The 22,288-nt window shown below is 72.7% G+C and carries 24 protein-coding genes; 14 read left to right on the plus strand and 10 right to left on the minus strand.

Going from position 1 to position 22,288, the window contains the following annotated elements; translation table 11 throughout:
• Positions 1–22: 22 nt before the first annotated feature.
• On the minus strand, positions 23–481 hold the full coding sequence (locus AVW11_RS08910) for a pyridoxamine 5'-phosphate oxidase family protein (RefSeq protein ID WP_030842376.1): 459 nt from the start codon (positions 479–481) through the stop codon (positions 23–25).
• A gap of 76 nt (positions 482–557) precedes the next feature.
• On the opposite strand from AVW11_RS08910, the gene AVW11_RS08915 reads away from it, so the two are divergent.
• Entirely contained in the window at positions 558–1,172 is a 615-nt protein-coding gene (locus AVW11_RS08915) for a cysteine hydrolase family protein (protein ID WP_060179376.1), read from the plus strand.
• Between the two features lie 374 nt (positions 1,173–1,546).
• Here AVW11_RS08915 and AVW11_RS08925 read toward each other — a convergent pair whose 3' ends face one another.
• Entirely contained in the window at positions 1,547–2,977 is a 1,431-nt protein-coding gene (locus AVW11_RS08925; protein ID WP_076043707.1) for a DUF2252 domain-containing protein, read from the minus strand.
• Between the two features lie 184 nt (positions 2,978–3,161).
• Positions 3,162–3,500, minus strand: coding sequence for a carboxymuconolactone decarboxylase family protein (locus AVW11_RS08930; RefSeq protein ID WP_030842368.1), 339 nt, complete (start codon positions 3,498–3,500; stop codon positions 3,162–3,164).
• Positions 3,501–3,762: 262 nt separating this feature from the next.
• On the opposite strand from AVW11_RS08930, the gene AVW11_RS08935 reads away from it, so the two are divergent.
• The 9 genes from AVW11_RS08935 to AVW11_RS08975 all read left to right on the plus strand — a co-directional run bounded on the left by AVW11_RS08935 (position 3,763) and on the right by AVW11_RS08975 (position 12,673).
• Entirely contained in the window at positions 3,763–4,740 is a 978-nt protein-coding gene (locus tag AVW11_RS08935; RefSeq protein ID WP_076043708.1) for a hypothetical protein, read from the plus strand.
• Positions 4,741–4,887: 147 nt separating this feature from the next.
• Positions 4,888–6,522 carry an MFS transporter gene (locus AVW11_RS08940; RefSeq protein ID WP_076043709.1) on the plus strand — a complete coding sequence of 545 codons (1,635 nt, stop codon included), beginning with the start codon at positions 4,888–4,890 and terminating at the stop codon, positions 6,520–6,522.
• Between the two features lie 87 nt (positions 6,523–6,609).
• Positions 6,610–7,458 (plus strand): HipA family kinase, encoded by an 849-nt coding sequence (locus AVW11_RS08945; protein ID WP_199838216.1) that lies wholly within the window; start codon positions 6,610–6,612, stop codon positions 7,456–7,458.
• On the plus strand, positions 7,455–7,838 hold the full coding sequence (locus tag AVW11_RS08950; RefSeq protein WP_030658325.1) for a DUF3037 domain-containing protein: 384 nt from the start codon (positions 7,455–7,457) through the stop codon (positions 7,836–7,838). The genes AVW11_RS08945 and AVW11_RS08950 overlap by 4 nt, the downstream gene beginning before the upstream one ends.
• 134 nt (positions 7,839–7,972) lie before the next feature.
• A complete protein-coding gene (gene fabG, locus AVW11_RS08955) occupies positions 7,973–8,734 on the plus strand; it encodes a 3-oxoacyl-ACP reductase FabG (RefSeq protein ID WP_030842050.1) in 762 nt (253 codons plus the stop codon).
• Positions 8,735–8,763: 29 nt separating this feature from the next.
• Positions 8,764–9,525 (plus strand): SDR family oxidoreductase, encoded by a 762-nt coding sequence (locus AVW11_RS08960; protein ID WP_030842047.1) that lies wholly within the window; start codon positions 8,764–8,766, stop codon positions 9,523–9,525.
• Positions 9,526–9,677: 152 nt separating this feature from the next.
• Positions 9,678–11,261: an ABC transporter substrate-binding protein gene (locus AVW11_RS08965; RefSeq protein WP_030842045.1), complete on the plus strand. Its 1,584-nt coding sequence runs from the start codon at positions 9,678–9,680 to the stop codon at positions 11,259–11,261.
• Between the two features lie 111 nt (positions 11,262–11,372).
• Positions 11,373–12,041 (plus strand): uracil-DNA glycosylase, encoded by a 669-nt coding sequence (locus AVW11_RS08970; RefSeq protein WP_030842042.1) that lies wholly within the window; start codon positions 11,373–11,375, stop codon positions 12,039–12,041.
• Between the two features lie 95 nt (positions 12,042–12,136).
• Positions 12,137–12,673 (plus strand): hypothetical protein, encoded by a 537-nt coding sequence (locus AVW11_RS08975; RefSeq protein WP_060179397.1) that lies wholly within the window; start codon positions 12,137–12,139, stop codon positions 12,671–12,673.
• Positions 12,674–12,752: 79 nt separating this feature from the next.
• Here AVW11_RS08975 and AVW11_RS37095 read toward each other — a convergent pair whose 3' ends face one another.
• The gene (locus tag AVW11_RS37095) at positions 12,753–13,292 is read right to left on the minus strand and encodes a hypothetical protein (protein ID WP_240528152.1); all 540 of its coding nucleotides are present in this window, start codon (positions 13,290–13,292) and stop codon (positions 12,753–12,755) included.
• Between the two features lie 121 nt (positions 13,293–13,413).
• Positions 13,414–13,938, minus strand: a complete 525-nt coding sequence (locus AVW11_RS08985) for a DinB family protein (protein ID WP_060179365.1) — start codon at positions 13,936–13,938, stop codon at positions 13,414–13,416.
• Positions 13,939–14,021: 83 nt separating this feature from the next.
• Between AVW11_RS08985 and AVW11_RS08990 the strand changes: the two genes are divergently transcribed.
• The gene (locus AVW11_RS08990) at positions 14,022–14,936 is read left to right on the plus strand and encodes a Gfo/Idh/MocA family protein (RefSeq protein WP_076043732.1); all 915 of its coding nucleotides are present in this window, start codon (positions 14,022–14,024) and stop codon (positions 14,934–14,936) included.
• On the opposite strand, the gene lnt is transcribed toward AVW11_RS08990, so the two are convergent.
• The 5 genes from lnt to AVW11_RS09010 form a co-directional block, all read right to left on the minus strand.
• Positions 14,872–16,446 (minus strand): apolipoprotein N-acyltransferase, encoded by a 1,575-nt coding sequence (gene lnt, locus AVW11_RS08995; protein WP_060179364.1) that lies wholly within the window; start codon positions 16,444–16,446, stop codon positions 14,872–14,874. The two genes, AVW11_RS08990 and lnt, sit on opposite strands and share 65 nt — an antisense overlap.
• Positions 16,447–16,525: 79 nt before the next feature.
• Positions 16,526–16,993 carry a nuclear transport factor 2 family protein gene (locus AVW11_RS09000; protein ID WP_060179363.1) on the minus strand — a complete coding sequence of 156 codons (468 nt, stop codon included), beginning with the start codon at positions 16,991–16,993 and terminating at the stop codon, positions 16,526–16,528.
• Between the two features lie 69 nt (positions 16,994–17,062).
• Positions 17,063–17,239, minus strand: coding sequence for a hypothetical protein (locus tag AVW11_RS36440; RefSeq protein WP_106967693.1), 177 nt, complete (start codon positions 17,237–17,239; stop codon positions 17,063–17,065).
• 114 nt (positions 17,240–17,353) lie between these two features.
• Complete coding sequence (locus AVW11_RS09005) at positions 17,354–18,232, minus strand: undecaprenyl-diphosphate phosphatase (RefSeq protein WP_030842022.1); 879 nt, start codon at positions 18,230–18,232, stop codon at positions 17,354–17,356.
• Positions 18,233–18,280: 48 nt separating this feature from the next.
• Positions 18,281–19,009 carry a TVP38/TMEM64 family protein gene (locus tag AVW11_RS09010; protein WP_037832642.1) on the minus strand — a complete coding sequence of 243 codons (729 nt, stop codon included), beginning with the start codon at positions 19,007–19,009 and terminating at the stop codon, positions 18,281–18,283.
• A 49-nt stretch (positions 19,010–19,058) separates the two neighbouring features.
• Here AVW11_RS09010 and AVW11_RS09015 point away from each other — a divergent pair, with 49 nt between their 5' ends.
• The 3 genes from AVW11_RS09015 (at position 19,059) to AVW11_RS09025 (ending at position 22,173) form a co-directional block, all read left to right on the plus strand.
• The gene (locus AVW11_RS09015) at positions 19,059–19,775 is read left to right on the plus strand and encodes a DNA alkylation repair protein (protein WP_060179362.1); all 717 of its coding nucleotides are present in this window, start codon (positions 19,059–19,061) and stop codon (positions 19,773–19,775) included.
• 264 nt (positions 19,776–20,039) lie between these two features.
• Positions 20,040–21,221, plus strand: coding sequence for an elongation factor Tu (tuf, locus tag AVW11_RS09020; RefSeq protein ID WP_076043711.1), 1,182 nt, complete (start codon positions 20,040–20,042; stop codon positions 21,219–21,221).
• 67 nt (positions 21,222–21,288) lie between these two features.
• A complete protein-coding gene (locus tag AVW11_RS09025; RefSeq protein ID WP_060179361.1) occupies positions 21,289–22,173 on the plus strand; it encodes a patatin-like phospholipase family protein in 885 nt (294 codons plus the stop codon).
• The last annotated feature ends 115 nt before the right edge of the window (positions 22,174–22,288 follow it).

Genomic DNA, 22,288 nt, shown 5'->3' on the forward strand with positions numbered 1-22,288 from the left:
GGGAGCGACGGCGCCGCGGCCGTCAGATCTTGCGGAAGTCCCAGGAGACGACCGTGTCCGGAGTGAGGCGGATCCACGCGTGCCGGCCGTCGTGCGGCATCTCCTCGATCCCGAAGTTCTTGACCGGGAAGATCCGCTCCGCCTCCGCCAGTTCGGGACACGGCTCGCCCGTGCGCGGGGCCTCGCCCACGAAGACCGCGCTGCCGGACAGCTCCACACCGCGCAACTCGTCGTAGGACTCGCCCGCGTCCACCACCACCGAGATCCGCGGATCCTTGCGCAGGTCCGCCCAGCGCCGGCTGCGGGTGATCGAGTACAGCCACAGCGAGCTGCCGTCCCACGCGAACCACAGGGCGCCCACGTGCGGGCGTCCGTCGGGCGAGACCGTCGCCACCCGGCAGGTCCGCTGCTCCCGCAGGAACGCGTCCACTTCGGCCTCGCTCATCATGATGCGGCGGCCCCGCCGCTGAGTCTCGTCCATCGGTCCCGCGCCCCTTCACATCTGACTGTGTGTCAGGAATCATGGGGGCTCTCGCGACGCCACGCCAGGGGGAAGCATGCCGGATCTCGATCCCGCCACGACCGCGCTGCTCACCGTCGAGTGCCAGAACGGCGTCGTGGGCGAGGAGAGCGCGCTGCCGGAACTCGCCAAGGAGGCGCGGGAGTCCGGGATGCTGGGGCGGGTGGCCGCGCTGGTCGACGCCGCCCGCGGGGCGGGCGTACAGGTGCTGCACGCGGTCGCCGAGCGGCGGCCGGACGGGCTCGGCGCCAACACCAACGCGCGGCTGTTCCGGGCCGCAGGGAAACTGCCCGTGCGGCAGCTGGCCGGGAGCCGTGCGGTGGAGGTGGCGGCGCCCATCACGGTGGCCGAGCGGGACCTCGTCGTACGCCGGCTGCACGGGCTCTCGCCCATGGCGGGCACCGACCTCGACGCGCTCCTGCGCAACCTCGGGATCCGCACGCTCGTCGTCACCGGGGTCTCCTCGAACATCGCCATCCCGAACACCGTCTTCGACGCCGTCAACCTCGGCTACCGGGTCGTGGTCCCGGCCGACGCGATCGCCGGAGTGCCCGCCTCCTGCACGGCGGAGGTGATCCGCAACTCGCTCGCGCTGGTGGCGGCCATCACCACCGCCGAGGCGCTGATCGGCGAGTGGGCCGCCGCGAGCTGACCGCGCTCGGCGCAGGACGACGGAGCGCGCACATCCGGACAGGCCGCCTCGTCTCCGCCGCCGCGCTCCTCCGCCTGGCCGGTGCCACGCATCGCCCGGGCCCGGCCCGAGAGCCTGTACGCACCCCCGGCCATGATCTTCCGCATCGCGCAGGGGGACGAGATGACCGCGCCCACCGTCCTGCGCGCCACCGCGGTCAGCCGCGCGCCCGGCGCCAAGGCCGCCGGCGGCTTTTTCGACCGGCTGCTGTCCACGCGGAACCAGGACCGGGCGTGCCCATGCACTACGCGCCAGTCACCGCGTCCGCGGCCGGCGTGTGGCAGGGCCGCCGTCCGGACGGGAAAGGGCGCGTCGGGCCCAGCCGGCCGCGGCTCTCACGCCGCCGGGAGCTCCTGCGCGGGCAGGCGGCCCGCCCGCACCGCGTCGACGAGGGCGTGGTGATCGCGTTCGTTCTGGTCGGCGTACGCCTCGGCGAACTCGGCGAGTGCCCGGTCGAAGACGTCGCCCCGGCCGAGGTAGGCGGCGATCGCCACCCGGTCGCCGGACCGCGCGTGCGCGCGGGCCAGGGTCATCCCGCAGGCGTTGCCGAACGTCTCCAGCTGCGCCGGCGACATCGTCTCCGGCATCGCGATGCCCTTCCAGTCGCGCAGTTGGCGGATGTAGAAGTCCCGCTTCCTGCCGTCGATGCCGTCCACCCGCTCCCAGCCGAGGAAGATGTCGCTCGCCGCCTGCATCAACCGCTGTCCCGAGACCACGCGTTCGCCCTGGTTGTCGTACAGGCTGGCGCCCACGTGGTCGGCGAGCACCGAGGTGTCGGCCTCCTTGGCCTGGAGGAAGAGCGGGTCGCGGCCGTCCCTGCCGAGCAGGAGCAGGATCCAGCAGCGGGTGCCGACACTGCCGACGCCGACCACCTTGCGGGCGACGTCCACCAGGCGGTAGTCCTCCAGCAGCGCCCGCCGGTTGCTCTCCAGCGTGCGGCCGTAGTGGCCGACCAGCGCAGCCAGCCGGTCCACGAGCTCGTCGCGCTCGGAATCCGGCAGCAGGTCGGCGAGCGGGACCAGCAGCGGGGGGTCCGCCGCGATCCTGGGCCGGCCGTCGACCACCTCGGTCAGCTTGTCGAACACCTGCAGGCTGTCCCGGGAGCGGGCCTTCGCCATCGCCGTGGCCAGCTTCTTGCGGCCGCGCTTGTCGAGCCGTTCGGTGACGAGGGCCTCCAGGCCCTCCGCGTCGATCTTCGCGTACCAGACGTCGAGATTGCCCATCCCGGCGAAGCCCGTCATCGCCTCGCGGTACGAGCGCACCGCGGAGTTCACGATGCGGGCGCGCTGGGCCTCGTCGAAGCCGTTCGCCCGGGCGGCGATGACGAGACTCGCGGACAGCCGCTTGACGTCCCACTCCCAGGGGCCGGGCAGCGTCTCGTCGAAGTCGTTGATGTCGAACATGAGCCGCCGCTCCGGCGAGGCCAGCAGGCGGAAGTTCAGCAGGTGCGCGTCACCGCAGAGCTGTACCGCGATGCCCGAGTCCGGGCTGCCCGCCAGGTCGGAGGCCATGATCGCGGCGGCGCCCCGGTAGAAGCGGAACGGGGACTCCGTCATCCGTGCGTAGCGGATCGGGACCAGCTCGGACACCCGCGTCGCGGACTGCGCCTCCAGGATGGCCAAGGGGTCCGGCCGGTCGGTAGACGGCTGGTACACGGCGTGCCCCGACCGGGGGCAACGGCGCCGGGCCTCCCTGCCCATCTCCACGCGCTCCTCGGGCGTGGCACCGGGCACCGCGCGCATCGCGGTGATCGCACTCCGGGACATGGAGCCCTCCTGACTCACTGCCTGCCAAAGTGACCGCCCCGCCCCACGCACGGCGGTCCCGACGCACGGCCCGGCCGATCGGGCCGACCCGACCCCGAGCGGTCGGACGGCCGACCCGACCCGACCCGACCCGGCCCGAGCCGGTCGGGCCGGCCGGCCCGACCGGTCCGGCTGTCGTTCCGCGTCAGCCCATGGCGTCCATCTCCGCCTGGGCCTCCGCCTCGGCGACGGCGATCGCCACGCCGAGCGCCCGGGTGATGTTGCCCGCCGCCGTCATGACACGGGCGGTGCCGACGATGGGCGCGATGGCGACCAGTACGTCCTGCAACTGCTCCGCCGTCAGGCCGGCCTTGAGCGCGGGGTCGATGTGGGCGAGGTAGGAGATCGGGGGAGCGTCCGAGGCGGCGAGCGCCGCGATCCGGGTCATGAGCAGCATGGACGGGTCCATGCCGCACCGCTCGAGCGAATCGACGGTCATGGCGGCGAGGGTGTCCAGAACCGGGGTTTCAGATGCAGTGGACATGTCGCATGCCCTCCTGGGGTTGTCGCGCCCTGGCGCGGGGACTGGGCCAAGGGAGCGGCCGCCCCGAGTCCCGGCACGCCACCTCGCCCTCAACTCTAGGTCTGCCGCCCGCCGGGCGCGCGAGGGCGGCCGGCCGTCACCGTGCGGGACGGACGCCGTACGCAGTGCCGCCGGGGAGCGCGCGTACGGGCTGCGGATGCGGGGACGCTCGGCGGTGCGCAGCATGGAAGCACCCTCGCCGGAACCTCACCGGGAGCCTGCCGTGAAGAGACCGCGCCCCGCCCCGCCGGCCCGCGCCGCCCCGGTCCTCCTCGCGGCCGCTCTCACCGCCCTCGTCGCCCTGCCGGGCGGCCCGGCCCACGCGTTCACCGGCGACCACCACGAGGCCATCACCCGGGGCGCCCTGCCCTGGCAGCCCGCCACGCTCGCGGAGATGGCCGACGCCCGCGACGGGGCGATCAACGCCAACGACAAGCGCCCGTACTTCGACGTCGGCCCCCTGCACTGCGACAACGCCGACTACCTCGCGCCCCGCCACGACCCCCGCTACCCCCGCACCCGGGACGAGGCCACCACCGAGCTCATCGCATGCGTCGGTACCTCCGTCGCACGCTTCCGCAACGCCGTACGGGCGGCCGACGGCCTCGTCGACGCCGACGGCAGGGTGCGCGCGGACCAGACCGACCTGTCCGCGCCCTGCACCTGGGACGAGCGGCCGGGACCGGCCAAATGCGACGTCCTCGAACAGCTCGGGCGCGGATGGCACCAGCTCGAGGACTTCTACTCGCACTCCAACTGGGCCGACGAGGCCGCCCCCGGTGCGATCGGTGTCGCCAACCCGCCGGGGCTGGCCCGCACCGGCGTCGCCCCGTTCTTCGACATCCGCCGCTACAGCGGGATGGAGGACGCCGACTGGAACCGGGAGGTCCGGGCCCTCGTCCCCGAGGACCTCGCGACCGGCTGCTACCCGGACTTCGACTCCACCGGAGTCAAGCCCGCCGACTGCGAAGGCCGCGTCGCCCACAACCGCGCCCTGAACAAGGACACCCCCGCGTCCGCCCGCGCACAGACGGGCGACAACTTCCGCCGCGCCACCGCGGGGGCCACCGCCGAGATCGCCCGGCAGTGGAAGGCCTTCGAGGCGGAGCTGCTCGCCGCCTACCCCGAGGACCGGCGCGGCGCCCAGATGGTCTGCGCCCTCGTCCACGACGATCCCGTGGCCGACTGCCCGGCCCATTGACCGCCGGACCGGTTGGCCACCCGGCCGGTTGACCACCCGGCCGGTTGACGGTCCGGCCGTCGACCGCCGGGCCGGCTGATTGTCCGTCCGGCTGACTCCCGGGCGGGTCGTCCGGGCGCTCCCGGGGACGGCTGGAAGCATGCAGCCATGGCATCCAGGGCAGGGACGGCGACCGGGAACCCGTCGAAGGCGCGACTCGTCCTGACGACACTGGCGGCGGGCCAGTTCCTGATGGCGCTCGACAGCTCCGTCATGAACGTCTCCATCGCCACCGTCGCCGGCGACCTCGGCACGACCGTGACCGGCATCCAGGGCGCCATCACGGCCTACACCCTCGTGATGGCCATGCTCATGATCCCCGGCGGCAAGGTCGGGGTGCTGATCGGACGCAAACGCGCCTTCCTGATCGGCTGCGTCATCTACGGCTGCGGCTCCCTCGTCACCTCCATCGCACCCAACCTCACCGTGCTGCTGCTCGGCTGGTCATTCCTCGAAGGGGTCGGGGCGGCGCTCATCCTGCCCGCGATCGTGGCCCTCGTCGCCGGGAACTTCCCCGCCGAACGCCGTCCCGCCGCCTACGGCCTCGTCGCGGCGGCCGGAGCCATCGCCATCGCGCTCGGACCCCTCATCGGCGGGATCGCCACGACCTACTTCTCCTGGCGGTGGGTCTTCGCCGGCGAGGTGCTGATGGTGGCCGGGATCCTCGTGCTCGCCCGCCCCATCGCGGACGCCGTGGGCGAGGAACGCCCGCGCATCGACCTCACTGGCGTCGCCCTGTCGGCGCTGGGGCTCGGGACGTTCGTCTACGGAGTGCTCCGTTCGGACGAGTGGGGCTGGTTCAGGCCGAAGGAGGGCGGGCCCGCGTGGTTCGGGGTGTCGCCGACCGTGTGGCTGATGCTGCTGGGGCTGTTCCTGGTCTGGCTCTTCCTCCGCTGGGAGGGCCGGCTGGTGGCGCGCCGGCAGGAGCCGCTCGTCGACCCGGCCATGCTGCAGAACAAGCAGCTCTCCGGCGGGCTGACCATGTTCTTCTTCCAGTACCTCGTGATGATGGGCGTCTTCTTCGTCGTCCCGCTCTACCTGTCGGTCGCGCTGGGCCTGTCGGCGCTGGCGACCGGTGCCAGGCTCCTGCCGCTGTCGATCACGCTGCTGGCGGCCGCGACCCTGATCCCGCGCTTCCTCCCGGACGTCTCACCGCGCCGCGTGGTGCGGCTCGGGACCTTCGCCCTGCTCGCCGGAGCGGTGGTCCTCCTGGGCGCGCTCGACGTGGACGCGGGAGCGGAGGTGGTCGCCGTCCCGCTGCTGCTGATCGGGTTCGGCATGGGTGCGCTCGCCTCCCAGCTGGGCGCGGTCACCGTGTCCGCGGTGCCGCAGGCGCAGTCCGCGGAGGTCGGAGGCGTCCAGAACGCCGTCACCAACCTCGGCTCGTCCATCGGCACCGCCCTCGCCGGATCCATCATGATCGCGACGCTCACGTCCTCCTTCCTGACCAGCGTCACCGAGAACCCGGCCGTCCCGAGCTCCGTCAAGAGCCAGGCGACCGTCCAGCTCGCGAGCGGCGCGCCCTTCCTGTCGGACGCCCAGCTTCAGACCGCGCTCGACGAAGCGGGCGTCAGCCCCGAGGTGGCCGACGCCGCGCTCGCGGCGAACGAGGAGGCCAGGGTCGACGGCCTGCGCGCGGCGCTCTCCGTGCTGGCCTTCGCCGCGCTCATCGCACTGTTCTTCACCCAGCGCATCCCGAAGGTCCAGCCCTCCGGGACGGCCCCGGGCGCCCCACCCGCGTGAGCGCCGGACCCGGCCCGAGCCGCCGGATGCCGCCCACGGCGGGAAATCCTTTGATCGCGCACCCTGCCCGCCCGATAGCCTGGGAAAATGCTCACAGAAGTGATCGCGACCCGCTATGTGACCCCCCTGCGTGAGGGCGGCTCGCTCCCCGGGATCGTCGAGGCCGACGATCTCGGCACGTACGTCATGAAGTTCACCGGAGCCGGCCAGGGCCGCAAGACCCTGGTCGCCGAGGTCATCTGCGGGCGCCTGGCCCAGCGGCTGGGCCTGCGGGTCCCCACGCTGGTGCAGATGCAGCTCGACCCCGTGATCGGGCTCGCCGAGCCCGACCAGGAGGTCCAGGAGCTGCTCAAGGCCAGCGGCGGACTCAACCTCGGCATGGACTACCTGCCGGGCTCCATCGGCTTCGACCCGCTCGCCTACCGGGTGGATCCGGCCGAGGCGGGGCGCGTGATCTGGTTCGACGCCCTGATCAACAACGTCGACCGGTCGTGGCGCAACCCGAACATGCTGGTCTGGCACGGGGACCTGTGGCTCATCGACCACGGCGCCACCATGATCTGGCACCACAACTGGCCCACGGCCCCGGCCGCCGCCGCGAAGCCCTACAACGCCTCCGACCACGTACTGGCCCCCGTGGGCCCGGACATCGCGGCCGCGGCCGCCGCGCTCGCGCCGCTGGTCACCGAGGAACTCCTCACCGAGGTCACCGCCGAGGTGCCGGACGAGTGGCTGGTCGACGAGCCCGGATTCGACTCCACGGACGCGCTGCGCCGTGCCTACGTGGAGGCGTTGCTGCCGCGCGCGGCCACGATCCACGAGAGGATCTCGCTGGAGGCCGAGGTGAGGGCGCCGGCCGGGCCCCCCGGCTGGCTCACCGACCACCTGCCGGAATGGCCCCACAAGACCCACAAGAAGAAGAGCGGCGACGAGTGACCAAGCGGGACGTGTTCGAGTACGCGCTGGTGCGCGTGGTGCCCCGGATGGAACGCGGAGAGTGTTTCAACGCCGGCGTGATCGTCTACTGCCGGGCGCATTCCTACGTCGCCGCGCGCACCCACCTCGACGAGGCGAAGCTCCTCGCACTGGACCCGGCGGCCGACGTGGCCGGCGTACGGGCCGCGCTGCGCGGGGTCGAGGGCGTGTGCGGCGGCGGCGAGGCGGCGGGCCAGGCGGCGGGTGACGACGCGGGACGCCGGTTCCGCTGGCTGATCGCCCCGCGCAGCACGGTGGTGCAGCCGGGGCCGGTGCACACCGGCCTGACGGCCGACCCCGCGGCGGAGGTGGAGCGGCTGTTGGACCTCCTCGTCCGCTAGCGGGAGTCCGCGGCCGGTGTCGGACCGGCGGCCGTTGACACGGGGTGCCATGACTCCTAGCGTCTCCTCAGCTGAAGCTACTAAGCGGTTGCTCACCTCTGGGCGGCCGTCTCTCAAGGGCGAGGAGAACCAGCATGTCCACCACCGAGCAGCGCGTCGCGATCGTGACCGGGGCGGCCCGGGGCATCGGCGCGGCCACCGCCGTGCGCCTGGCCGCCGAGGGCCGGGCCGTCGCCGTACTCGACCTCGACGAAGCGGCCTGCAAGGACACCGTGGAGGCCATCACGGCCGCCGGCGGCCGGGCCCTGGCGGTCGGCTGCGACGTCGCGGACGGCGCCCAGGTGGAGGCGGCCGTCGAGCGCGTCGCCGCCGAACTCGGCGCCCCCACCATCCTGGTCAACAACGCGGGTGTGCTGCGCGACAACCTGCTCTTCAAGATGAGCGAGACCGACTGGGACACGGTCATGAACGTGCACCTGCGCGGTGCGTTCCTGATGTCGAAGGCGTGTCAGAAGTACATGGTGGAGGCCAAGTTCGGCCGCATCGTGAACCTCTCCAGCAGCTCGGCGCTCGGCAACCGAGGCCAGGTCAACTACTCGGCGGCCAAGGCCGGTCTGCAGGGCTTCACCAAGACCCTGGCCATCGAGCTCGGCAAGTTCGGCGTCACCGCCAACGCCGTCGCCCCCGGCTTCATCGTCACCGAGATGACCGCCCAGACGGCCGCCCGCGTCGGCATGGGCTTCGAGGACTTCCAGGCGGCCGCGGCCACCCAGATCCCCGTCCAGCGCGTCGGCCGCCCGGACGACATCGCCAACGCCATCGCCTTCTTCACCGGCGACGCCGCCGGCTTCGTCTCCGGCCAGGTCATGTACGTGGCCGGCGGCCCCCTCAACTGACGCGACCGACGAGAGGCAGGGCGTACGCCATGACAGACAGCGGAACCGACAGCGGCAAGGTCGCGCTGATCACCGGCGCGAGCCGGGGTATCGGCTACGGCATCGCCGAGGCGCTGGTCGCCCGGGGCGACCGGCTGTGCATCACCGGGCGCAACGAGGAGGCCCTCAAGGAGGCCGTGGAGCGCCTCGGGGCGGACCGGGTGATCGGGGTGGCCGGGAAGGCCCACGACGAGGCCCACCAGGCCCATGCCGTCGAGCGCACGATGGAGGCCTTCGGCCGGGTCGACTTCCTGGTGAACAACGCGGGCACCAACCCGGTCTTCGGTCCGATCGCGGACCTCGACCTCGGGGTCGCGCGGAAGGTCTTCGAGACCAACGTGATCTCGGCGCTCGGCTTCGCCCAGCGGACCTGGCACGCCTGGCAGAAGGACAACGGCGGCGCGATCGTGAACATCGCCTCGATCGCCGGCGTCTCCGCCTCGCCCTTCATCGGCGCCTACGGGATGAGCAAGGCCGCCATGGTCAACCTCACCCTCCAGCTGGCCCACGAGATGGCGCCGGGGGTCCGGGTGAACGCGATCGCCCCCGCGGTGGTCAAGACGAAGTTCGCCCAGGCGCTCTACGAGGGCCGCGAGCAGGAGGCGGCGGCGGCCTACCCGCTCGGCCGGCTCGGGCTCCCGGAGGACATCGGCGGGGCCGCGGCGTTTCTTACATCTGCACAAGCGGAATGGATCACGGGGCAAACTCTGGTGGTCGACGGTGGGATGTTCCTCAATGCCGGGGTGCACTGACCGATAATCGGACGTATTTGCCTCCGAAAGGGAGGTAAATGTGTATCGAATAGGCACGGAACCGGTCAAGTGCCTCACGAAACCAACCCATTGGATTCGTGGGGCACTGCGGTAGGGTCTGCCGCACCCCTGGCTGATCGAGGAGCGTGCACGTGTTCAACCGGACCAGATGCCTGCAGATCACTGCAGCCCTTGCGTCCATATCCCTGCTCGCCGGTTGCGGCCTGCTGTCGGATGACGACGGCGACGAAGCGAAGCGGATCGTCGTCGGGACCACGAGCGCGCCGAGCACCCTCGACCCCGCCGCGGCGTGGGACGGCTCCTGGGAGCTGTACCGGAACGTCTACCAGACCCTGCTGGCGTTCCCCACGGGCTCCACCAAGCCCCAGCCGGACGCCGCCCAGAACTGCGAGTTCACGGACGGCGCGAGCCAGGCCTACCGGTGCACCCTGCGCAAGGGCCTGAAGTTCTCCAACGGCGAGGCCCTCGACGCCAAGGCCGTCAAGCACTCCCTCGACCGGATCCGGACGATCGGATCCAAGGTCGGCCCGAAGGACCTCTTCGGCAGCCTCGACAAGATCGAGACGCCCGACGCGCTGACCGTCGTCTTCCACCTGAAGACCTCGGACGCCACCTTCCCCTACGTCCTCGGCTCGCCCGCGGCCTCGCTGGTCGCCCCCAAGGACTACCCGGCCGACAAGGTGCGGGAGGACGGCAGGATCACCGGCTCGGGCCCCTACGTGCTGGACTCGTACAAGGAGGGCGGCGAGGCCGTCCTCACCGAGAACAAGAGCTACGCCGGCTTCGCGAAGCGCCAGAACAAGGCCGTGACCATCCGCTACTACGCGGACTCCCAGAAGATGGTCGCGGACCTGAAGGCCAAGGAGCTGGACGCCACCTACCGAGGCCTGTCGGCCCCGCAGATCACCGACCTCCAGAGCCCCGCCGCGCACACGCTGGGCGTCCAGGTCGTCGAGAACGTCGGCGCCGAGATCCGCTACCTGGTCTTCAACCCGAAGGACCCGGCGGTCAACAAGCTCGCCGTCCGCCAGGCCATCGCCCAGATCATCGACCGCGGCACCCTCGTCTCCAAGGTCTACCAGGGCACCGCCGAGCCGCTGTACTCGATGGTCCCCAAGGGCGTCGTCGGCCACAAGACGCCGTTCTACGACAAGTACGGCGCCGCGGACGTCGGCAAGGCCAAGAAGATCCTCAAGGAGGCCGGGATCAACCAGCCGGTCGACCTGACCTTCTGGTACACCACCGACCGGTACGGCTCCTCCACCGCCGAGGAGTTCACCGAGATCAAGCGGCAGCTCGACGAGAGCGACCTCTTCCGCATCACCCTGCGCAGCCAGCCCTGGAAGGCCTTCCAGGAGGGCTACAAGGGCCAGGAGTACCCGGTCTTCGGCCGAGGCTGGTTCCCCGACTTCCCGGACCCGGACAACTTCATCGCGCCGTTCGTCGGCAAGGAGAACGCGGTCGGCACCCCCTACGAGCAGAACGAGATCCTGACCGACCTGCTGCCCAAGTCCCGCCGCGACAGCGACCGCTCCTCCGGGGTCCAGCAGTTCGAGAAGGCCCAGCAGATCTTCGCCGAGGACGTCCGGCTGCTGCCCCTGTGGCAGGGCAAGCTGTACGTCGCCGCACGCGAGGACATCGCCGGCGCCGAGCGGGCCCTCGACCCGCAGACCGCCATGCAGATGTGGGAGCTGTACCGCAAGACGAGCTGGTAGCCGCGGTCCCGCCCGGGAGATTCCCCGGGCGGCCGCCGCGTTGTCAGTGGCCCCCGGTAGGTTCTGGAGCAGTTGCACGAACATGTACCGGAGGTTGTCGCCGTGACCCAGATGCTGCCCGAGTCCTGGCTCCCCGTCCTCGGCGGGGAGCTGGACCAGCCCTACTTCAAAGAGCTCACCGAGTTCGTCGAGAAGGAGCGGGCGAACGGGCCGGTCTACCCGCCCCGCGAGCAGGTGTTCGCGGCCCTGGACGCGACGCCCTTCGAGCAGGTCAAGGTGCTCGTCCTCGGACAGGACCCCTACCACGGCGCCGGCCAGGGCCACGGCCTGTGCTTCTCCGTGCGGCCCGGCGTGAAGACCCCGCCTTCGCTGCGCAACATCTACAAGGAGATGAAGGAGGAGCTCGGCCTCCCCGTCCCGGACAACGGGTACCTGATGCCGTGGGCCCAGCAGGGCGTCCTGCTGCTCAACGCGGTGCTCACCGTCCGGGAGGCCGAGCCGAACTCGCACAAGGGCAAGGGCTGGGAGAAGTTCACCGACGCCGTGATCCGCGCGGTGTCCGAGCGGCCCGACCCGGCCGTCTTCGTCCTGTGGGGCGCCTACGCCCAGAAGAAGATCCCGCTCATCGACGAGGAGCGGCACGTGATCGTCAAGGGTGCGCATCCCTCCCCGCTGTCCGCCAAGAAGTTCTTCGGCTCCCGGCCCTTCACGCAGATCAACGAGGCCGTCGCCGCCCAGGGCCATGAGCCGATCGACTGGCGGATCCCGGACCTCGGCTGACGTCCCACCGCGCCTCGGCGCCATAGCCGGTGCCTCCGGCTAGCTTCTTGACGACCGGACCGGAGCAGGTCCGGCAGAGCAAGCCGGAGGCCGCCGTGACCGAGCAGCAGGAGGCGTCGGAGGACGCCGTCATGACGAGGATCGGCCAGGCGGTCATCCTGCTGCACGCAGGGGACCGGGAGGAGGCCCGCAACCGGCTCGGCGAGATCTGGCAGGAGATCGGCGAGGAGGGGGACTCCCTGCACCGGTGCACCCTCGCCCACTACATGGCCGACGCCCAGGACGATCCCGCAGACGAGCTGGCCTGGGACCTGCGGGCCCTGACCGCCGCCGACGCCCTGCGCGAGCGGCCCGGCAGCGGCCGCGGGGACGGGCGCCCGGCACAGCGGGAACCACGTCCCGCGATGCGCGTGTTCTACCCGTCCCTGCACCTGAGCCTGGCCGCCGACTACCTGAAGCTCCAGCGGCCGGAGGCCGCCCGGGTCCACCTGGCGCGAGCCCGCGCGGCCGCCGGGGCCCTGTCCGACGACGGCTACGGCAACGGCGTACGGGCGGCCATCGCCCGCCTGGAGCGCCGCCTCGCCGCAGAACCGGGCGCCGACCGCCCCCGGCCCTTCCCCGAACAGTCCTGAGGGCCGCTCCGCCGGTCCGGCGGGCCCGCGGGGCCCGGTGCCTGATCGGCCCGGGGGCCGCGGCACCCCCGCCCGGTCCTCAGCCGCCGTGGACGCCCGCGCAGATCCGGGCCTCCGGGCTGTCGGGGTGCCAGCGGCCGTGGCGCCTGCCCAGCGCGCAGACGTCGGCCGGCCGCACCGGCAGCTTCCGCACCAGCTCCCGCTCCGCGTCGGCCTCCGTCCCGGCCCGGTGCCGGGGGCCGTCAGGGCGCCCCCGGGCGGGCTCGGCCGCCCGGCGGGGCTCCGGGATGTCGGGGACCGGCGGAGCGTCCGCCACGGGCCCGCCGGGGGCGCCCTGGGCGGGCCGCTGAGCGGTCCGCACGGCCGAGGCGCCCGCCGCCGGCTGCGCGGGCCGCTCCGGGGCCGCCTCGACCGCCTCCAGGGCCTCCAGGGCGGGCGCCCGAACGGCCACCGGCGCGGCCCCCGGCCCGCCGCGCGGCTCGTGCCGGGGCGGGACCCCGGCGGCGGGGGCCGCCGCGGGCTGAGCGGGTCCGGGGCTCACATGGACGCAACCGGAGACCGCCGAAACGGCACAGGCGACTCCGAGCAGCAGCTTCGTCGTGGTTCGCGTGGGATGCACCCGCGCAACTCTGCTGTGCGAGGACCCCGTTGTGAAAACCCGGAGCCCATATTCACCCCGCACGGGTGACGGGCGGCGCGGTGACCGGCGGATCGCTGGCCACTCCGCGCCGCCCGTCGGCTCATTCGCCGGTGGCGCCGTCTATCTGCTCGCGCAGCAGGTCCGCGTGGCCGTTGTGGCGCGCGTACTCCTCGATCATGTGCGTGTAGACCCAGCGCAGGCTGAACACCTCGCCGCGACGGTGGCTCTCGGCCTTCGACACCAGGTCCAGCGACCGTCCCGCCGAGGCCTGCCGCGCCAGTTCGACCTCCGCCCGCCACACCTGCTCGGTCTCGGCCCAGGTGGCCGCCTCGGTGAAGTGGAAGTCGCCGTCCCGGTCCTCGGCGGTGACGTACAGCTCGGGCAGGTCCTCGCCCAGCATGATCTCCCGGAACCAGTAGCGCTCCACTTCCGCCATGTGCCGCACGAGCCCCAGGAGGCTCAACTCGGAAGGTGCGAGCGGGGTCCTGCGCAGCTCTTCGTCCCGCAGGCCCTCGCACTTCCACAGGAGGGTGGCGCGGTGGTAGTCGAGCCAGCCGTCGAGCATCTCGCGTTCGTCGGCGGTGGTGGAGGGTTCGGGGCGGTGTGATCCTGAACTGGTGGTCATGGGGCCCATCCTGAGCGAAGCGGGCCGCCGGTCACCAGGGATTAAGCTGCCAAGATCCCACAGGACCGAACTTGGAGGCCCCGGTGAAGGTCGGCTGCATCGGACTCGGCGACATCGCGCAGAAGGCGTATCTGCCCGTCCTCACCACCCGCGCGGACATCGACCTGCACCTGCAGACCCGAACCCCCGAGACGCTGGAACGCGTCGGCGCGATCCACCGGGTCCCCGCCGCGCACCGGCACACCGATCTCGACGCCCTCCTCGCCGAGGGGCTCGACGCGGCCTTCGTGCACGCGCCGACCGGTGCCCACCCGGAGATCGTCTCCCGCCTGCTGGAGGCCGGTGTCGCGACGTACGTGGACAAGCCGCTCGCCTACGAGTTGGCGGCGTCGCGACGCCTGGTGGAACTGGCCGAGGAGCGCGGGGTCGCCCTCGCCGTCGGCTTCAACCGCCGCTTCGCGCCCGGTTACGCGCAGTGCGCCGACCACCCGCGCGACCTGATCGTCATGCAGAAGAACCGGATCGGCCTCCCCGAGGACCCGCGCACCCTGGTGCTCGACGACTTCATCCACGTCGTCGACACCCTGCGCTTCCTGCTGCCCGGCGAGGTCGAGCACACCGACGTCCGGGCGGTGATGCGCGACGGCCTGATGCGCCAGGTGGTGCTGCACCTCTCGGGTGCCGGTTTCAGCGCGCTCGGCATCATGAACCGCCTGTCCGGATCCAACGAGGAGGTCCTGGAGGTCTCCGGGGCCGACACCAAGCGGCAGGTCGTCAACCTGGCCGAGGTCATCGACCACAAGGGCCAGCCCACCGTGCGCCGGCGCGGGGACTGGGTGCCCGTCGCCCGCCAGCGCGGCATCGAGCAGGTGGTGGACCACTTCCTGCAGGCGGTCGCGGCGGGCCGGACGCTCAGCGCGCGCGACGCCCTGCTCACCCACGAGCTGTGCGAGCTGGTGGTGAACTCGGCTCTGGAACAGGCGGGGAAGGCCTCCTGAGCGAACGGGCGCCGACCGCACCGCAGGCGAAGGCCAGGGCGGCGAGGGCCGCGGTCACCGGCCAGTCCCCGAAGCGGACGTAGAGGGTCGAGCCGCGGGCGAGCGGCACCTCGTACACCTCGGCGGTCCGCGCCGACGTGGGCAGGGGGGACCCGATGGGCTCGCCCGACGGGCCGTTCACGACGCTGACCCCGGTCAGGGTCGCGTGTACCATCGGGCGGCCGTTCTCCGCCGCGCGCAGGGCCGCCAGGGAGGCGTGCTGGGCGGGTGCCCAGCTCTCCTGGAAGGTGGAGGTCGCCGACTGGGCGATCAGCAGGGAGGCCCCGTCGCGGGTGAGGCGCCGGCTCATGTCGGGGAACGCGGACTCGAAGCAGACCAGCGGGCCGAGACGGACGGCCGTGCCCCCGTCGCGTCGTCCCGGCAGGTCCATGACCACCGGGGCGTCCCCCTGCATCCGGTCCTCGCCGGCCGCCCTGCCGACCGAGGTCGCCCAGCCCAGCAGCGCGCGGGCCGGCACGTACTCCCCGAAGGGGACCAGCCGCATCTTGTCGTAGCGGTCACCCGTCGGGCCGCCCGGCCCGACCAGTACCGCGCTCTTGTAGATCCCGGGGCGGTCCGCCCGCCGCGCGTCGACGTTCACCAACAGCGGGGCCCCGACCTCCGCGGACAGCGCCGCCAGCCGGCGCGCCAGGTCCGGGCGGGCCGCCAGGTCCTCGCCCACACTGCTCTCGCCCCACACCACCAGGTCGACCCGCTGCCCGGACAGGGGCCGGGTCAGCCGCTCACCGGCAGCGAACCTCCGCTCCGCGCTGTCGGGCCCGTCGGGCACCGGACCGGGCTGTACGACGGCCACGCGCAGCACGCCCGCCTCCGCGGGCCGGGCCGCCCACACCCACACCGCGCCCGTCAGCAGCGCACACCCGGTGAGCCCGGCCACCGCCGGCACCCGTGCCCCGGGTACGGCGACCAGCAGCACCAGGGCGCAGTTCACCGCCACCAGCAGCAGGCTGATCAGCCACACCCCGCCCACCGACGCCAGCCGCAGCGCCGGCGGGACCTGCCACTGACTGGCCCCCAGCAGCCCCCACGGCCCGCCCAGCCCCTGCCAGGAGCGGACCAGCTCCGACAGCAGCCACCCCGCCGGTACGAGGACCATCGCGCAGGCCGCCCGGCCCGCGGACGGGCGGCCGCCGAGCAGCCGCCGCACCAGCAGCGCCCAGGGGATCCACAGCACCCCCAGCAGAGCGGCCACCGGGACCAGGAACACGTGCAGGCTCGGCAGCAGCCAGTGGTGCACCGCCAGGATGAACCCGACGCCGCCGAGCCAGCCCTCCAGCGCCGCCCGACGCCCGCCGGGAGCCGACCTCAGCAGCAGCATCCAGGGCACGAGGGCCGCGTAGGCGAACCACCACAGCGCCGGCGCGGGGAACGCGAGGGCCGGCAGCGCCCCGGCGGCGACCGCGGCGGGCGCGCGCCAGCGGCGGGACCACCCGTCGTGCTTCGGGATCATGGCGCGCCTCCGCTTCCAGTGTGGCAGTGCCGGCACCGACCGCCCTGCGGGCCGCGCGGGCGGGGCCCGCAGGGCACGCTCACACGGCCATGTGCCGCCACTTCTCGTGCACGGTGACGCGCGTGAGCCGCCAGCCGTCCCGGGTGCGGGCCAGGGCGAACGTGTAGCGGCCGGCGGCCACGAAGTTCGGGGAGGTGACCGTGCCGTCCGCCTCCGGCGCCGCCAACCGCATCGGGTTGAGGAAGTCGGCCCGGACCTCCGCGCTGTCACCGGGCGAGCCGGCGACGTCCTCCAGCCGGATCGACCGGTTGACGATCAGGTGCTGGCGCACGGGGAAGAGCTCCATGGTCTGCGCGAGCCACTGCGCCACCTGCCCCGCCGGACCCTCGATCCCGCCCGCCGAGCTGTAGTCGGCCCGCCCGCCGGCGGTGAACAGGGCCCGGTACGCGGCCCAGTCGCCGTCGTCGACGGCCACCGCGTAGCCCGTGACCACGTCGTCGATCGCCAGCCGGTCCATCACCGTCGCCAGATCCACACGCTGAGTCATCGGGTCAGTGTGGGGCTGCACGGGCGCCAGGCCAAGGGGCGTGCGCCGACCGGATCTCCGCGCGGCCCGTCAGTGGCCGGAACGGGCCTCCCGCTGACGGACCACGACGAGGAACGCGTCGCTGGCGAGATCCATGACCACCTCGGCCGGCACGCCCTCGCGCATCCGCTGCGCCGCATACTCCTCGGCGGGCCAGCTTCCCCGCGGACTTCCGGCCGGAAAACGCTCCAGTACCACGCGCCCCATGGGACACCCCCTGCTGCTTGCCTTCCGCTCTCTTCGTGAACAACGACGCGGAGGCCGCCCGGGAACGTTCCCGGGCGGCCTCCGATTCACGCGAAGAGGTGGAATCCGGCCCCGCTAGGAGCCCGACTCGCCGGCGTGCGGGCTCAGCACGCCCATGCCGATCAGCACGAACAGCAGGATGCCGAGCAGGATCCGGTAGATCACGAAGGGCATGAAGCTCTTGGTGGTGATGAACTTCATGAACCACGCGATCACGGCGTAGCCCACGACGAAGGCGATGACCGTCGCGAAGACCGTCGGGCCCCAGGAGATGTGGCCGGGCTCCTCGATCACGTCCTTGATCTCGAAGGCGCCCGAGGCCAGCACGGCCGGGATGGCGAGGAGGAAGGAGTACCGGGCGGCCGCCTCGCGGGTGAAGCCCAGCAGCAGGCCGCCGGAGATCGTCGCGCCGGACCGGGAGACACCCGGGATCAGCGCCATCGCCTGGCAGAAACCGAAGATCAGACCGTCCTTGACGCCGAGCTGCTGGAGCGTCTTGCGCTCACGGATCGCCCGGTGCCGGCCGCCCTCCTCGTCGCGCGCGGCCAGCCGGTCGGCGACGCCCAGCACGATGCCCATCACGATCAGGGTCGTGGCCGTCAGCCGCAGGTCGCGGGCCGGGCCGACGATCGCGTCCTTGAAGACGAGGCCGAGGATGCCGATCGGGAGCGAGCCGACGATCACCAGCCAGCCCATCTTGGCGTCCTGTTCGGAGCGCAGGGCCTTCGTGTACAGGGACCGGAACCAGGTGGAGACGATCCGCGCGATGTCCTTGCGGAAGTAGATCAGAACGGCGGCCTCGGTGCCGATCTGGGTGATGGCGGTGAAGGCCGCTCCTGGGTCGTGCCAGCCGGCGAATGCCGCGGTCAGCCGCAGGTGGGCGCTGGAGGAGATCGGGAGGAACTCCGTAAGCCCCTGGACGAGACCGAGGATTAGGGATTCGAACCAGCTCATGTCGGGGTGCGCTCGTCCTTGTGATCGTCGGGCAGTTCGGGTCCGATGCTAGGGCCCGTGCGAAGCGCCGCTGACCACTGGGGGGTGCTGGGAGGTCAGTTCATACGCCGGACCGCCGGTCCGAGGGGGTGCGAGGCGGTGCCTTTTGCGCCAGCCGACGACTCCCGCGGCCACCACGGAGACCACGATGAAGCCGAACGAGATGAGGAACGCGGGGGATCCCGGGGAGGACGCGCTGGCCCCCGCGATCACGTACGCCGTGGTGTTCGGGACCACGCCGAGCGCCGTCGCGAGCAGGAACGGAGCCCAGCCGCAGCGGGACACCGCAGCACAGTAGTTGGCCACCACGAAGGGCACTCCGGGGAAGAGCCGCACCGCCAGCATCGAGCGGAACCCGTGCCGGCTGAGCTGCCCGTCGGCCGCTTCCAGCCACCGCCCGCGCAGGAACGGACGCAAAGCCTCCTGGCCCATGACCCGGCCGAGCCCGAAGGCGATGCCGGCGCCCAGCACGGTGCCCCCGACCGCCGCGACGAGGCCGAACTGCGTGCCGAAGACGGCTCCCGCGGCCAGGTTGAGCAGGGGGCGCGGCACGAACGCCGCCGAGCACACGCCGTACGCGGCTGCGAAGAGCAGGACAGCCGCGCCCACCGGGAGACCCGGGGGCCAGCCCTCCGAGAGGATCCGCTGGGGCTCGTAGACCAGCACGCTCACGCCGGCCGCCGCGAGCAGCACGACGAGCAGCGCGAGCCGGGTCCACGGCGCGAGGAGGAGGGACATCCCGGGAGACTAGCCCAGCCTTGCGGCATTGCGCCGTAATCTGGGCCTCATGCTGTCGAACGACGGGCGACCCCCGAGGGTTCCCCGCAGCGCCCTCGCGGACACCCTGCTGGAGCGGCTGACACAGGCGTACGCGCCCGCGGCCGATCCCGCGCGGGCCGCGGCCATGACCGCGTACATGCGACACGTCGCCCCCTTCCTCGGCATCCCCGCACCGCTGCGCCGGGAACTGTCGAAGACAGTGACGAAGAACACGCCCCGCCCCACGCAGGCGGACGTCGCGGCGCTCGCGCTGCGCTGCTGGCGGCTCCCCGAGCGGGAGTACCACTACTTCGCGGTGGACTACCTGCGCCGCCACGTCGGCACCTGCTCCGCCGGGTTCCTCCCGGTCGTCCGCCAGCTGATCACCACCGTCCCCTGGTGGGACACCGTCGACCTGCTCGCCGCGCACACGGTCGGCCCGCTGGTGGCCGCCGACCGCGGCCTCGCGCCCGTGATGGACGAGTGGATCGGGAGCGAGGACCTGTGGCTCGCCCGCACCGCCCTCCTGCACCAGCTCCGCTACAAGGACGCCACCGACACCGGCCGGCTCTTCGCCTACTGCCGCCGCCGGGCCGGCCACCCGGACTTCTTCCTCCGCAAGGCCATCGGCTGGGCCCTGCGCGAGTACGCGAAGACGGACCCCGAGGCGGTGCGCGCCTTCGTCGACGCCGAACGCGCCGCCCTGTCCCCGCTGTCCGTCCGGGAAGCGCTCAAGAACTGCTGAGCCCGGGCGGGTTCACCCGGTAAACCATTCGACGGGCGCGGGGCGGTCCGGCAGGATCGGGGACATGTCCCGGTATGCCTTCCCCGCAGCGCCGTCCGCAGTCGCGGACGCGCCGAAGGCTGCCGCATTCGCGGACGCACCCGTCCCCACCGCATTCGGCGGCGCACGAAGCTGACCCTTCCCGGATCGTCCGGCGGACCCCGCAGGGGGAGGGTCGGCTCGGTTCAGGGGTCCCGTCCACGCTTCGAGCAACGGGAAGAAATCATGGCCAAGACGGCCTTCGTGCGGACCAAGCCGCACCTCAACATCGGCACCATGGGTCACGTCGACCACGGCAAGACCACCCTCACCGCCGCCATCACCAAGGTCCTCGCCCGGCGCGGGGGCGCGTCCTTCGTGCCCTTCGACCGCATCGACCGGGCCCCCGAGGAGGCCCGCCGGGGCATCACCATCAACCTCACGCACGTCGAGTACGAGACCGACACCCGCCACTACGCCCACGTCGACATGCCCGGTCACGCCGACTACATCAAAAACATGGTCACGGGAGCGGCCCAGCTCGACGGCGCGATCCTCGTCGTCTCCGCGCTCGACGGGGTCATGCCGCAGACCGCCGAGCACGTCCTCCTCGCCCGCCAGGTCGGCGTCGACCACATCGTCGTCGCGCTCAACAAGGCCGACGCCGGGGACCCCGAGCTGACCGACCTGGTCGAGCTGGAGGTCCGCGAACTGCTCACCGCGCACGGGTACGGCGGTGACGGCGCACCCGTCGTGCGGGTCTCCGGACTCGGGGCGCTGGAGGGCGACCCCCGGTGGACGGGGGCGATCGAGGCGCTGCTGGACGCCGTGGACACGTACGTGCCGACACCCGTGCGGTACACGGACGCGCCGTTCCTGCTGCCCGTGGAGAACGTGCTGACCATCACCGGGCGCGGGACGGTCGTGACCGGTGCCGTCGAGCGGGGCGGCGTACGCCTCGGCGACCGCGTCGCCCTCCTCGGCGGCGACGGGGAGCCGATCGAGACGGTCGTCACCGGCCTGGAGACCTTCGGCAAGCCGATGGAGTCCGCCGAGGCCGGAGACAACGTCGCGCTGCTGCTGCGCGGGGTGCCGCGCGACGGCGTGCGCCGCGGGCACGTGGTGGCGGCCCCCGGCAGCGTGACGCCGAAGCGGCGCTTCCGCGCACAGGTGTACGTGCTCTCCGGGCGCGAGGGCGGCCGAACGACACCGGTCGCCAGTGGCTACCGGCCGCAGTTCTACATCCGCACCGCCGACGTGGTGGGGGACGTGGACCTCGGCCTCGCGGGTGTCGCCCGGCCCGGTGAGACGGTCACAATGACCGTCGAGCTCGGACGGGACGTCCCGCTGGAGGCGGGGCTCGGCTTCGCGATCCGCGAGGGCGGCCGGACCGTCGGCGCCGGGACGGTGACGGCCGTCCTGGGCTGACCCGCCCGACCGGTACCCCGCCGTGGTGGCGGCAGGAAGGCTGCGCCAGACTGCCGTCACCACAGGCATGCGCACGACGGAGGGGGCGGGCGGGATGGGCGGCGGAACGGCACTGGTGCTCGGCGGCGGCGGACTGACCGGCATCGGCTGGGAATGCGGAATCCTCTACGGGCTCGCCCGCGCGGGCGTGGACCTCACCACCGCGGACCTTGTCGTCGGCACCTCGGCCGGCTCCGTGGTCGGCGCCCAGCTCACCTCCGGGCGGCTCGGCGTGCAGGAGCTGTACGAGCGCCAGCTCGGCGACGCCGCGGGGGAGGCCGTCGCGAAACTGGGAGCGGGCGTCCTCGCCCGGTACGCGCTGGCGATGGTGCGTTCACGCAACGACGCGGCCGCCTACCGCCGGCGGGTGGGGGCGATGGCCCTGGCCGCGGACACCGGCCCCGAGGCCGAGCGCCGCAAGGTGCTGGCGGCCCGGCTGGTCTCGCACGAATGGCCCGAGCGGCGGCTCGTCGTCACCGCCGTGGACGCGCTCACCGGTGAGCTGGAGGCCTTCGACCGGGACAGCGGCAGCGGGCTGGTCGACGCGGTGGCGGCGAGCTGCGCGGTGCCCGGGGTGTGGCCCCCGGTGACGGTGGGCGAACGCCGCTTCATCGACGGAGGCATCCGCTCCGCCACCAACGCCGACCTGGCCGCGGACCACGCCCGCGTGGTGATCATCGCACCGATCTCGCTCGGCTCCGGGCTCGTCCCCGCACCGGCGGTGCAGGCCGCCCGGTTGCGCGAGGCGGGGGCGAGGGTCCTGCTCATCACTCCGTCGGCCACGGCCCGCAAGGCCTTCGGGCGCAACGTCCTGGACCCGGCCCGGCGGGACCCGGCCGCCCGCGCGGGGCTCGCGCAGGCGGCGGAGCACGCCGCCGAGGCGGCTGCCGTCTGGTCGGGCGGGACGGACTGAGGCCGAGCGGCCGGGCGAACGGGGCCGAGCGGCCGGGCGGGCCGAGGCCCCCGCTCCGGTACCCCGGCGCCTGCCGGACAATGGAGCGGTGAGCGACGAACGGATCCCGGTGATA

It is taken from the genome of Streptomyces amritsarensis (assembly GCF_001953875.1).
Lineage (GTDB): Bacteria > Actinomycetota > Actinomycetes > Streptomycetales > Streptomycetaceae > Streptomyces > Streptomyces amritsarensis.